This is a genomic window from Marinobacter sp. NFXS11 (assembly GCF_040148675.1).
In the GTDB taxonomy this organism is placed as follows: Bacteria; Pseudomonadota; Gammaproteobacteria; order Pseudomonadales; family Oleiphilaceae; genus Marinobacter.
In genome coordinates this window covers 1,573,974-1,585,446 of record NZ_JAGDDV010000001.1, presented here as the reverse complement: position 1 = coordinate 1,585,446, position 11,473 = coordinate 1,573,974, and the positions used below count along the sequence as shown (strand labels likewise).

At 52.3% G+C, this 11,473-nt stretch carries 12 protein-coding genes; 8 read left to right on the top strand and 4 right to left on the bottom strand.

Features of this window, described 5'->3' with window-relative positions; genetic code table 11:
• The first annotated feature begins 117 nt into the window (after positions 1 to 117).
• The 7 genes from J3362_RS07410 (at position 118) to J3362_RS07380 (ending at position 7,318) form a co-directional block, all read left to right on the top strand.
• The gene (locus J3362_RS07410; RefSeq protein WP_349518923.1) at positions 118 to 1,077 is read left to right on the top strand and encodes a PIN domain-containing protein; all 960 of its coding nucleotides are present in this window, start codon (positions 118 to 120) and stop codon (positions 1,075 to 1,077) included.
• A 69-nt stretch (positions 1,078 to 1,146) separates the two neighbouring features.
• On the top strand, positions 1,147 to 2,979 hold the full coding sequence (locus J3362_RS07405) for a DUF262 domain-containing protein (RefSeq protein ID WP_349518922.1): 1,833 nt from the start codon (positions 1,147 to 1,149) through the stop codon (positions 2,977 to 2,979).
• A gap of 27 nt (positions 2,980 to 3,006) precedes the next feature.
• Complete coding sequence (locus J3362_RS07400) at positions 3,007 to 3,627, top strand: hypothetical protein (RefSeq protein ID WP_349518921.1); 621 nt, start codon at positions 3,007 to 3,009, stop codon at positions 3,625 to 3,627.
• Complete coding sequence (locus J3362_RS07395) at positions 3,608 to 4,102, top strand: HIT family protein (RefSeq protein WP_349518920.1); 495 nt, start codon at positions 3,608 to 3,610, stop codon at positions 4,100 to 4,102. The genes J3362_RS07400 and J3362_RS07395 overlap by 20 nt, the downstream gene beginning before the upstream one ends.
• Positions 4,060 to 5,406: a protein NO VEIN domain-containing protein gene (locus J3362_RS07390; protein WP_349518919.1), complete on the top strand. Its 1,347-nt coding sequence runs from the start codon at positions 4,060 to 4,062 to the stop codon at positions 5,404 to 5,406. The genes J3362_RS07395 and J3362_RS07390 overlap by 43 nt, the downstream gene beginning before the upstream one ends.
• A gap of 183 nt (positions 5,407 to 5,589) precedes the next feature.
• Positions 5,590 to 6,168 carry an SOUL family heme-binding protein gene (locus J3362_RS07385; protein ID WP_349518916.1) on the top strand — a complete coding sequence of 193 codons (579 nt, stop codon included), beginning with the start codon at positions 5,590 to 5,592 and terminating at the stop codon, positions 6,166 to 6,168.
• A gap of 55 nt (positions 6,169 to 6,223) precedes the next feature.
• Positions 6,224 to 7,318, top strand: a complete 1,095-nt coding sequence (locus J3362_RS07380) for a flavin monoamine oxidase family protein (RefSeq protein WP_349518915.1) — start codon at positions 6,224 to 6,226, stop codon at positions 7,316 to 7,318.
• 81 nt (positions 7,319 to 7,399) lie between these two features.
• Here J3362_RS07380 and J3362_RS07375 read toward each other — a convergent pair whose 3' ends face one another.
• Entirely contained in the window at positions 7,400 to 7,657 is a 258-nt protein-coding gene (locus J3362_RS07375; RefSeq protein WP_349518913.1) for an HP1242/YdcH family protein, read from the bottom strand.
• 172 nt (positions 7,658 to 7,829) lie between these two features.
• On the opposite strand from J3362_RS07375, the gene J3362_RS07370 reads away from it, so the two are divergent.
• Positions 7,830 to 9,158, top strand: a complete 1,329-nt coding sequence (locus J3362_RS07370; RefSeq protein WP_349518910.1) for an NADH:flavin oxidoreductase/NADH oxidase family protein — start codon at positions 7,830 to 7,832, stop codon at positions 9,156 to 9,158.
• On the opposite strand, the gene J3362_RS07365 is transcribed toward J3362_RS07370, so the two are convergent.
• The 3 genes from J3362_RS07365 to J3362_RS07355 are packed head-to-tail and all read right to left on the bottom strand — an operon-like array spanning position 9,145 to position 11,354.
• On the bottom strand, positions 9,145 to 9,963 hold the full coding sequence (locus tag J3362_RS07365; RefSeq protein WP_349518909.1) for an SDR family NAD(P)-dependent oxidoreductase: 819 nt from the start codon (positions 9,961 to 9,963) through the stop codon (positions 9,145 to 9,147). The two genes, J3362_RS07370 and J3362_RS07365, sit on opposite strands and share 14 nt — an antisense overlap.
• 4 nt (positions 9,964 to 9,967) lie before the next feature.
• Complete coding sequence (locus J3362_RS07360; protein WP_349518908.1) at positions 9,968 to 10,810, bottom strand: DNA glycosylase family protein; 843 nt, start codon at positions 10,808 to 10,810, stop codon at positions 9,968 to 9,970.
• A gap of 16 nt (positions 10,811 to 10,826) precedes the next feature.
• A complete protein-coding gene (locus tag J3362_RS07355) occupies positions 10,827 to 11,354 on the bottom strand; it encodes a CIA30 family protein (RefSeq protein WP_349518906.1) in 528 nt (175 codons plus the stop codon).
• Positions 11,355 to 11,473: the final 119 nt, after the last annotated feature.

The following is an 11,473-nucleotide window of genomic DNA, read 5'->3' as shown; positions in this document are numbered from 1 at the left end:
GGTTTGGTGAATGGTTTTTAATCGCAGTTAATGCGCGTTTAGTGATTATTAAATGGACATGGCAGAACTCGGTCGCTGCAAAAAGAGTGTGATGAGAATCCGGGGCAGGGAGTCAGTGTGAAATCTATAACATCGGAACCGAGCTTTCAGAATTTGGTCCAGTTGCTCGAAGTCAGATCAGATGTCCTTAAAGATTTAAGAAGTCTTATTGATTCATGGCGTGGTTTTAACGGAATGATTCAGGGCGCCGCAACATTTTCCATTGTTATAGATACTAACGTGGTGATTGGCGATCTCCTGTGGCTAGTGGTCAAGCGCCGGAATCCAGAGGCGAGAACGGAGCTGATGGAAATTATCGATGCGGGGACAGCAGTGGTGTATGTGCCCCCTCGGTTATTGGAAGAGGTTCAGGAACAGATACCTCTAATTGCCGCGGAGAAAGGTCTAGACCGGGAGAAGCTGTTTGCTGAATGGGAAAACTATCGGACTAACCTCGAGGTTATAGATCCGGGTCAAGATAGCATTAATGCCCATGCAAACGGCGTCGACCCTGACGACGCTGATTTTGTCGCCTTAGAGCAAGCCATTTCCGCTGCTGGAATTTTTAGCAAGGACAAACATATCACCATGATGGGTGGCAATCAGATTTCCATAGAAACTATCGCTTCGCTTCGTGGTTATTCTCGAGCAATGGCTATTGAGCTGACAGTCAAAGTAAATGGGCTAGTTTTAACGCTTGTCGGGATGGCGGCTATTCGCAGCTTATTCTTTGGTTGCAGGGCATTGATTGAGAGCCTGAATCGTGCCCCTGAATGGGTGAAATTCGCGCTGGTGGTTGGAGGTGTTTTTGCTGCCTCACATCAAGGGGCTAGAGAATATTTGATGCGTCAATTCAAAGTTGCATTGGACGGCATTCGTGGTGTCAGCCCAAATGTCATTGAGGAGTTGGCTGCAGCCATGGCACTTATGCAGGACCAACAGAATCTCGCAAAAGCACACCTCGAGCGCGCGATGAAAGAACTCCAAAAAAGTGACGTTAGTGATGCTGATCCAGAAGACTGCAATGCTCGCCGATAGCATAAAAATTTGAAAGGGCGTGCTAGCAACAACTCATGATATTCCCAGTTTTGATTCTATAAGGTTGTTATGGATATTTCCCCGGACAAACAGAATATAGATGCGGTGTTTTCGAACACGCTTTATCACATCGATTTCTATCAGCGTGACTATCGATGGAATGATGAGCCGGTGCTTCGATTACTGGACGATATTTTCTATAAATTTAATGAGCACTACGAAGAAAATAGCTCATTGCCTCCAAGCGCAGAAGTGATCGACGCAAAATACTCCTGGTATTATCTCAACACCTATGTGACTAATAAGGTTGATGGGAAGGTATTTATAGTGGATGGCCAGCAGCGCCTTACCACTTTATCTTTGATTCTCATTAAGCTTTTGCATATGGCAAAAGCAAATGATTCTAAGGCCGTTAAATGGCTTGACACCAAAATTTCAGGACAATCCGGTTTCGAAAGTCGCTTCTGGATGAATCATGAGGCGCATCGTGCAACGCAGCAGGCGCTATACGATAATGAGTTTGAGCATGTTGATACATCAACAGGCATCACCTCGGTCAACATGGTGAAGAACTTCCAGACTATAAGTCGATGGTTGGACAGGGACCTGACTAGCAAACATAAGTTAGAAACCTTCATCTTCTATTATCTGCGCCGCCTTGTGCTTATCAATCTTACTGTTGAGCAAACCGATGTCCCGATGGTTTTTGAGGTAATCAATGATCGTGGCGTGCGCTTGAAGCCTTATGAGATTCTTAAAGGCAAGCTACTTGGGCAAATCGATAAAACGGTCATGGCCTCTAAAAATTATAATCGGCTCTGGGAAGAGAATATTAGAGCTATCAACGCTTTTGATGAGGATGAGGCAGATCGATTCTTTAGGTTCTATTTGAAGGCTAAGTTCGCAGATTCTAGGCCAGAGGGTCAGCGGTTTGATGGTGATTATCATCGACTGATTTTTACCGCCGAGTTTGACGATAAACTAGCTATTGCCCACAACCAAGCTGGGGTGATCCGGTTCCTCGATTACGAATTCTCATACTATGCGGAGCTTTATCGAAAGGCCCGTAGCGCGTATGCCAATGATGAGGAAACGGCGTTTACCTACAACAGAGTAAATGACCTCGATGGTGCTTTGATGCTTATCTTATCGTCTTGTGGCAGGCAAGACGAAGATGAGGAAAATAAGCTCAAGTTAATCCCTGCCGAGTTAGATCGCCTGTTTGCGTTACTTCAGTTACAAGGTGCCTACGACAGCAACGCCTTTCAAGAAATGCTTTTCAGGATCTCGTCCCGAATTCGAGATAAGCGAATCGGGGAGATTCGTACCGCTTTTGATCATGAGTTGATAACTGCCTTGGCAAAGAGACGCCTAACAGAGGTTGAGGAGCCATTCCGATACGCCTTTTTCAAACAGACGGGCATCAGCTTAAATACTCGTTTCAAACGGTACTTTTTTGCCCGAATTGACGAGTTCCTTGCGAGGGAACTTAACCTCAATATGAAACACAGTATTTCTGACCTCGTTTCGAAAACCGGCTCGAAAACAGGGTTTCATATTGAACATATCTTGGCCCATAACGAGGAAAATATGGCGCTTTTTGAAGGTGATGAAGAGCGTTTTGATATGGAGCGAAACCGTCTGGGCGGCATCCTACTCCTGAAAGGCAAAGACAACATATCAAGTAACAACGAAGCATACTCCGATAAGCTCAAGACGTATGCCAATACTCTTTATTGGAATGAAACTCTACGAGCGGATGCCTATAAATCTAAGCTGGACATGACTCAGCTCAAGGAGCGGTTTGGCCTCCAGTTGGAGCCTATCGATCACTTTGGCCCTGAAGAACTAGAAGCGCGGCAGAAACTACTGTTCAAAATAGCGTCGGTCGTCTGGCAGTAACTCTAAGCGGACTAGGAGCTAGCATTAATGCCTTTACAAAACCGAGTCCTCCCTCAGGGATTCATTGAACGCCACCGTGCCAGAGGCACGTTCATGGGAAATCGGGGCGTTCTTCATGGCAGCAACAAAGAGCTCAAGCGCTTGTTCAAAACCAAGGCCTGGATCATTTGCCTGCTGGAGTTCAAAGGTCGGAAGCGGGAGTTGATGTCACCTAATACCTATACAGAGCTTTTCTTTCTCGACGAAGTGACGGCGCTTGCGGCAGGCCATCGACCTTGTGCGGAGTGCAGGCGCAGTCGCTATAACGAATTTCGTAAGGCCTGGATGAGCGGAAATCAGTGGGATGGGCGTTCGGCCATCCGTGCTCCGGAAATGGATGAAGTTCTTCATCGAGAACGAATTGAGGGCGAGAACAAAGTAACCTGGAGTGGCCGGTTGTTGGATCTGCCCCATGGCGCCATGTTTGAGGTTGATCAAAAGAGCTACGCTATTTGCGACGGCAAAATTCTGGAATGGAGTTTTGACGGGTATAGCTCAGTAGATCAGGAAACAATCCCTGAGAAGGTTGATGTCCTGACTCCACGTTCGGTGGTGAACGTCTTGGCCACAGGCTTTCGGCCGGAGTTTCATGCCAGCGCCACATCGTGAGCGGCAGGCAAAATCCTTGGAGAGGCTGTGGATTGTTCAAAACTCGCGCGTGCCCGAAATCCCTAGCTGGAAGTTTGCGATGAAACCTAGCTGTCCATTTTGCGCCACAAATGAAACATCAGAGCGTGATTCAATGCCGTCCAATGCGTTGGCTCATATCCGCCTGGATGGTTTTCCGGTTTCTCAGGGCCATTTGTTGATCGTCCCCAATCGCCATGCCGCCGACTGGTTTGATCTTACCGCCGCTGAACAACAAGCGATCATGGAGTTGGTCGAGCAAGGGAAGCAGTGGCTTGAAGAACGCTACCAGCCGGATGGCTACAATATTGGTATGAACTGCGGAACGGCGGCAGGGCAGACGGTGTTGCATATGCATTGTCACCTGATTCCCAGGTATGCGGGCGATCAGCAAGATCCGCGTGGTGGCGTACGATGGGTCATCCCGGAGAAAGCGGATTACTGGAGTGGCCGGTGAGTTTGCTTGATTACGAGAAGCGCTTCTCAACGCTCCGAGTGAACAGGGGTGCCGCTAATAAGAGCCCTCATAAGGTTGCCATGTTGCAGGCGGTGATGGATCTCGTCGAGTCGGGTGAAGTTGCGAATAATCGTTTCTATTTTGACGACAACCTTAGAGGTCACTTTACCAAGCGCTTTCAAGAACTGGCGTCTCCTTCGGATCGGAACAATCCCCACTTGCCGTTCTTCCACCTTCGGAGCGAAGGGTTTTGGCACCACAAAGTCAGACCCGGTCAGCATGAGTCATATGAGCAACTGACAACGGCGACATCGCAAGGCGTTATTAACGACCATATCGATCATGCGTTTTTGGACGATGAGTTGTTTGAACTCCTGGGCAACCGGATTGCCCGAGAGCTTCTGAGATCCGCGCTGCTGATTAGCCTTGACGAGAAGTCGATTCGTGATCTTCTTCAACCTGAGCGTGGCGGCTGGGACTGGTTGGAATGTGAGTTTCTGGTCAATGACTACGTGACGATGTTGGAGAAACACCTCGTCGGCGCGTCCTACAGTAAGGCAGCACACCGCAGGGCACTGCAGCCGCATTTGAATAATCGCACCGATGGATCAATCGAATATAAACACCAGAACGTCAGTGCTGTGCTTTTGGAACTCGGACTCCCATATATCCCTGGCTACAAACCCGCGTTTAACTATCAGCAACAGCTCAAGCAGGTAGTTCTGTCCTATCTTGCCGGCAATCAGAAGGTCGTTGATGACGTAAACCTGGTCGCTGATAAAGTCGCCGATGAGCCAGAGTATTATGATCGTGGCTGGGATGCGGTGTTTGATCCGGAACCGCCAGAGCGTATTCCTCATGTGGCCGAGGGCAGGCCCAGTTATCTAGCTAAACGTATCGACTTCTCCGAACGTGAACGCCGCAATCGCCAGTTGGGGGAGAGGGCTGAAGAATTTGTACTCCGTATGGAACGGCAAAGGCTCACTGCGCAAGGTAGGCCTGACTTGGCGGCAGAGGTTGAGTGGTCTAGCAAAGAGCGTGGCGATGGATTGGGTTTTGATATTCGCTCCTTTGATGCGGCTGGCGATCAAGAGCGCTTCCTGGAAGTTAAGGCGACGAACTCAGGGAAGTATCTGCCGTTTTTCATTAGCGAGAACGAGCGGGCGTTTTCTAACGACTACTCAGACGCGTTCCGCTTGTATCGGGTTTACGAATTTACCACTGCTCCGAAATTCTTCATCTTGCCGGGGGCGATTGAGCAACATGTTCATCTGTTGCCGCAAAATTACAGAGCTCGTTTTTAATGCGAGACATTTTCCAGGCGCCTTATCCGAAGATAGAAAACTCTATTAGCCAAGCGCTGATTCCAAAGGGATGTCTACAGGTAGACCTCGATCCTGAAGGTAAACATGAAAGGAAACATTATGCTTAGACGGAACGCCGCGCTCTTAATCTCCCTTTGCTCAATGTTCCTATCGGCAACCACCATGGCGACGGAAGAAGCGGAATACACAGTCCTCCTGAAGGAGCAGAATCTGGAAGTGCGTCTTTACGAGCCGCATATTGTTGCAGAGACAGTCGTCGATACGGAATTCGAAGACGCGGGCAGTGAAGCGTTTGGCCGCTTGTTTAAATACATTTCCGGCAATAACCAATCCCAGCAGGAAATCGCCATGACCGCGCCCGTTGGCCAGGTGGCTGGGGGTCAAGAAATAGAGAGCGAGGAAATCGACATGACGGCACCGGTAGGCCAGACGGAGGTCGACGGGAAATGGGTGGTCAGTTTCATGATGCCGGGATCATTTACGATGCAGACCACTCCGAAACCCAGGGACGAGAGGATCACTATACGCCAGGTGCCAGAACGGACGATGGCAGCCATCGAGTACTCCGGGTTTTGGAGCAAATCAGGCTATCAAAAGAATAAGGCGACGTTGGAGGAATGGATCAACAAAAAGGGATTCATTATTCAGGGCAAGCCAGTCTGGGCACGTTATAACGCACCGTTCATGCCCTGGTTTCTGAGGCGAAACGAAGTTTTGATCCCAATAGACCATTTGCAGTGATAGCGCGTATCAGGCTACTCACCGAAGCATAACGATCATCATGGGAAGTTTATTCATGCAAAACGTGCGCGTCGCCATTGTTGGCGCCGGCCTGGCGGGTTTATATGCCGCCTATGTCCTTGAGAAAAAAGGCATCAAAGACTATGTCGTTCTTGAGGCGAGGGACATTCTCGGTGGGCGCATTGCGTCTACGATCCACTCTGAGGGTAAATTTGATGTGTCGGGTGAGGGCTTCGATCTGGGGCCCGCCTGGTTCTGGCCTGCCTTCCAGACCGATATGGCGCGGCTGGTGGATGAGCTCGGGTTAGAGACCTTTCAGCAATTTGAAACCGGCGATATGCTTCTGGAACGTTCATCCAATCAGTCCCCTCAGCGAACGGGTGGGTACGTTAACTCGCCACCTTCAATGCGAATCGCCGGTGGCATGTATTCGCTCATTGATGCGTTGTATCAGCGGCTTGATCCAGCGCGGGTTGTGACGGGCCAAACGGTTCGCAGCCTGAGCATTTCAGAGCCCTCTATTGAGCTACTGAGCGAAGATGCTCAAGGGCAAACCGTGAGCTACAGCGCTGACCATGTGTTGCTGGCAATGCCGCCCCGGTTAGTTGAGTCTCAGCTAACGTTTTCGCCTGCCTTACCGGATGAACTTGCCAGGCAATGGCAGGCGACTGATACCTGGATGGCCCCTCACGCAAAATATATTGCCGTGTTTGATCAGCCTTTCTGGCGAGAGCAAGGGTTATCCGGGGAAGCTCGAAGTGCGCTAGGGCCAATGGTTGAGATCCACGATGCCTCTACCCAGGGAGGGAAGGCGGCCTTGTTTGGTTTCCTGGGTGTGCCTGCGGACGTGCGCCGTCGTGTTTCTGAGGAAGAGCTTATTGCTGCTTGCCGCACACAGTTCGTGCGACTGTTCGGTTCGCAAGCGGAGAATCCAGAGGCGGAATTCATCAAGGACTGGGCTAAAGAGATTTACACCGCCACCCATAAAGATGAAATATCCTCTGGCAATCACCCTATGCCTGCCTTGTCGCCGAGCTCAGGTGAATGGGCTAACCGAGTAACCGGAATTGGCAGTGAGTGGTCACGCGAGTTTACGGGGTATCTGGCCGGCGCTATTGATGCGGTAAATCGCGGTTTAGACTCTTTTTAGGAATATTCGCGGAAAGGGGTGGAGCCCCGGCGCGAGCTTAGAGAGCCCGCCCGTGCCCGGGGAACAGTTGCCGGGTTACTTCTATTTCTCAGCTGAGGATTCGTACTCGCGAATCATGCCAGAAAGCTGGTCTTTCAGATTGAGGCGTTGTTTCTTGAGATCCTCCAGATGCTCGTCAGAGGTGTTCTCTGCACCACCCTCGAAATGGTGAACTGCATGATCTACCTCATGGTACTGTTCAAACAGTTTCGCGAAATGATTGTCGCTGGTTTTCAGGTGATGAATGGCTTCTTTTGATTCGGGGAATTCATGAATCAGGTCGTGTTTTTCAAGTGACATAAAGACAATCCCTTTGATTGCGCTGTGTGTTTGAATCTGCACTGTCAACGCTAAACGATACGGCAAGGTGATGACCGGGGACAACCGGTGCCAGCGTGGGCATTTATGCTTATGATTGGCTTTGTTTCTTAACCTGGAAAAGCCAACAATTCACAAACATCAGGATGATTTCATGCCCCAATCGCCCCTCGCTCAATCCCTGAAGCTACCCTGCGGAGCAGTGCTGCCGAACCGACTTGCCAAGGCTGCCATGACCGAAGGGTTGGCAGACGATCGACTGCATGCCACCCACCGCCATGAAACCCTCTATCGCCGCTGGTCCGAAGGCGGAGCGGGGCTGTTGATTACCGGCAATGTGATGATTGATCACCGGGTGCTGGAGCGGCCGGGTAACGTGGCCATTGATCCCGCTCCGGCTGACGGCGAGCCGGAGGGTATGGCGCAGTTGCGTGCCTGGGCCGCAGCGGGAACCCGTAACGGGAACCATCTGTGGATGCAGATCTCACATGCCGGTCGCCAGTCGCCGCGTTACGTTACTACGCGCCCGATGGGGCCGTCGGCGGTGCAGCTATCGCTGATGGGCAACTATGCCCGCCCACGGGCACTCACGGAGCCAGAGATCCTCGACTTTATCCAGCGCTTTGCCAATGTTGGCCGGGTTGCCAAAGAGGCGGGCTTCACCGGGGTTCAAGTGCATGGGGCTCATGGGTATCTGCTGTCGTCTTTTCTGTCTCCGGTCACCAATCAGCGCACGGATCGCTGGGGTGGGTCGCTGGAGAATCGCGCCCGTTTCCTGCTTGAGGTGGTGCGGGCGACGCGTGCCGCTGTGGGGCCGGAGTTTCCGGTGGCGGTAAAGCTGAATTCCGACGATTTCCGCAAGGGCGGCTTTACGCTCGATGAGTCTGTGAAGGTGGTGCGCTGGCTCAATGAGGAGGGTATTGATCTGCTGGAGGTGTCCGGCGGCACCTACGAACAGCCGCGGCTGCTCGGGTACAGCGGTGATGCCGACACGGCAAGCGATGGGCCGGCCATGCGGGAAAGCACGCGCAAGCGGGAGGCTTACTTCCTGGATTACGCCCAGACCATTCGCGAGGTTTGCGATTGCCCGCTGATGGTCACCGGTGGATTCCGGACGCGCGCGTTTATGGAAGAGGCAGTCGCCAATGGTGAAACCGACGTAATTGGCCTTGGCCGGCCGCTCTGCACGGATCCCGATACGCCCAAAGATCTGCTTGAAGGGCGCATTGATAAGACGGTTTGCCATGAAGACCACATCAAGCTTGCTCAACGAGGTTTCTTCTCGCCGGCGAGTCCGCTGATGCCGCTTAAAGTCATTAACGTGTTGGGCGGCCAGGCGTGGTACTACCAGCAGATTTTCCGGCTGGCGGATGATGGTAAGTCTGATCCGGACCTGGGAATTTTCAAGGCCATTGGGGCTTATTTGAAGGATGAAATGGGCCAGGCCCGGCGGGTGAAGAAGGCCCGCTCTAGCGCAAGATGATTCTCTGGATCGACCGGGGGATAAACCGGGTGATAAATTCGGCAGCGTAGGTCTGAGGTGTCACCAGGTATCGAGGCTTTGGCCGGTTAGCTTCTGCAGCCCTGACAATCTTTTGGGCGACATCCGACGCACTGGCGGTAAACGGTTTGATGCTGGCGCCTGGCGCGAGAGCGGCTTCCATGGCTTCGTACTTTTCCCGGTGCACTGCGCTGGTTCGCCCAAGCACGGGCTGTAACGCGGCCAGGGCATGCTCCCTGAACCGGGTTTTCACGGGCCCCGGGAGCACCAGGGAAACGCTTTCCAGGCTTTTGCTGCCCTGTTCATCAAACCAGAAGCTTTCGTGGGCCGTGTTCATCGCGGATTTGGCGGCACAGTAGGCGCCTTTCATTTTTTGGGGCGCAATGGAGAGAACGGAGCTAACCGCGATGACCCGTAAGGGTGTGCCGTTTTGTTCGCAGAGTCTCAGGCAGACGGCGGCCAGTTTGATGGGGCCGAATACGTGGGTACTGAACTGTTTTTGCCACATGGATTCGGAGAGGTCGCAAAGCGCGCCGAATTGCCCGTAACCGGAGTTGTTCACTAGAATTACTCGCTCGGCTGCCGCAATTTCTGCCTCCAGCGTGCCGGCAAGGCCTTCGATCTGCTCAAAGGACTCAAGATCCAGCGACAGCTCCAGATCAGCAGACTCGACGCCGGTTGGCTTTCGCGACAGGGCGACAACCCTGTAGCCTTCGCGGGCAAAGAGGGCACAGGTCTCGTTGCCAATGCCGGCGCTGGCACCGGTCACCAGAGCGAGTTTGGTCATTGCATCAATCCCCAATCCAGTTTGCTTTATCGACAATTCGCTTCAGCTTGTAGCCGAGAAACCGATACTTGCCCCAGTGTTGAAAAGCGCTTTGGGCATGCTTCGGGTCAAACCCTTTTTGGCGCAGATAGGCGCTGACTTCAGAGTCCACCGGCAGCGTCTCAAAATTTCTCATGAGCATCATGGTGTGTGCGGCGGCATAGGGGCCGATGCCCTTCAGGGAAATCAAGTAGTCGTAATCGACCATGTCACCATGGGCAGAACCATCGGTCTGGATGGCTTGATCCTGGAGTAATTGATCGGTCACCGTATCGACGGTCCTGGCTCTGAAACCCAGCTTGCATTCTTCGGCCAAACGGTCGGGGCCAATCCTCTGGATTTCCCCGGGTTCAGGGAAAAGGCCGTCGCCCAGATCAACCAGGGAGGCGACCATGGATTTGGTCTGCTTCCAGGTCGTGTTGATGGTGCAAACCGTTTTAATGAGATCCTCAAAGAAGGTGTCGCCGCGCAGGAATCGCCCGCCACCGGAGCGGATGAAGTGGGCAATGTCCGGATCGTTCCTGTCGCAAAGGGCAAGAAACTCGGAGGGGTCCCAGTCCAGCTGCAGCCAGCGGGCGACGCTTTCGGAAACAGCCGCGGTGCTTGATGAGGAAGTTTCGATAAGAAGCTGATCCTCAGAGGGCTGGTGAACGCGGGCCCATTCCGCATTGGTGCCTACTCTTACGGTTCGCTCAAGACTCTCACCGTCCCAGTGCCAGGGCGCAAGCTGGCACCAGCCGTGGCTCTCCACAGTCATGCGCAGATTGAATGGCCGTTGTAGATCCAGGGCAAAGGTATTTGTGGTCATCGCCGGTTGAGCTCCATCAGTACAGAACCCAGTCCTGCATCTTCAGTTCGAATTCACCAACCTGTCGCCCGGAAACGAAAAGGCTGACTGAAGCCAGATGCGAAAGATTCAGTGCTGCCTCATCGGTCAATGTTTTGCCGCGCCAGGTAGGGATGAATTCACTGAACGGCAGGCGTATGCGGCTCCAGTCTTCTGTACCCGGGGTGAATGCATGCTGGTAAACAATGCTTCGCCGGTTGGTGCTGTTTCGAAGGCCGATTTTATAGGTCTTTCCGTCGCCTTTTGCCAGCAATTCGATTCCTGTGAAGTCGGTAGCATCGATGGGTTCCGGCAGGTCCGCTTTGACGGAGGCAAAGCCGCCGCCGTTATCCAACCGCACGATGCCGTGAAAGAGGCCGATTCCTTCGTCAGAATGAATCAGCTCGCCATCAGACTGTCCGCCCATGACCTGGTCACCCAGGGAGTCCCATTCCAATCGCTCGCCCTTGGTATCGAACGTAACCAGGGTATGTCTGCCTCGGCTGTTACTGTGCGTGTCTTTCATTGGCTTTCCTTCACCCGTTTTTCAGAGATTCCGGGTAACAGTCTGGATTCAATGTTCCCGATACAGTAGGCGCCTGATAGCGTTACACTCATCCTCAAATCTACGTTCATAAACTGTTT

What these genes read in the sequence shown, in the direction of transcription:
- J3362_RS07400 (WP_349518921.1), top strand. Translation starts at nt 3,007, where the DNA reads ATGCCTTTACAAAACCGAGTCCTCCCTCAGGGATTCATTGAACGCCAC.
- J3362_RS07395 (WP_349518920.1), top strand. Translation starts at nt 3,608, where the DNA reads ATGCCAGCGCCACATCGTGAGCGGCAGGCAAAATCCTTGGAGAGGCTG.
- J3362_RS07370 (WP_349518910.1), top strand. Translation starts at nt 7,830, where the DNA reads ATGCCCCAATCGCCCCTCGCTCAATCCCTGAAGCTACCCTGCGGAGCA.
- J3362_RS07360 (WP_349518908.1), bottom strand. Translation starts at nt 10,810, where the DNA reads ATGACCACAAATACCTTTGCCCTGGATCTACAACGGCCATTCAATCTG.
- J3362_RS07405 (WP_349518922.1), top strand. Translation starts at nt 1,147, where the DNA reads ATGGATATTTCCCCGGACAAACAGAATATAGATGCGGTGTTTTCGAAC.
- J3362_RS07390 (WP_349518919.1), top strand. Translation starts at nt 4,060, where the DNA reads ATGGGTCATCCCGGAGAAAGCGGATTACTGGAGTGGCCGGTGAGTTTG.
- J3362_RS07365 (WP_349518909.1), bottom strand. Translation starts at nt 9,963, where the DNA reads ATGACCAAACTCGCTCTGGTGACCGGTGCCAGCGCCGGCATTGGCAAC.
- J3362_RS07380 (WP_349518915.1), top strand. Translation starts at nt 6,224, where the DNA reads ATGCAAAACGTGCGCGTCGCCATTGTTGGCGCCGGCCTGGCGGGTTTA.
- J3362_RS07355 (WP_349518906.1), bottom strand. Translation starts at nt 11,354, where the DNA reads ATGAAAGACACGCACAGTAACAGCCGAGGCAGACATACCCTGGTTACG.
- J3362_RS07375 (WP_349518913.1), bottom strand. Translation starts at nt 7,657, where the DNA reads ATGTCACTTGAAAAACACGACCTGATTCATGAATTCCCCGAATCAAAA.
- J3362_RS07385 (WP_349518916.1), top strand. Translation starts at nt 5,590, where the DNA reads ATGGCGACGGAAGAAGCGGAATACACAGTCCTCCTGAAGGAGCAGAAT.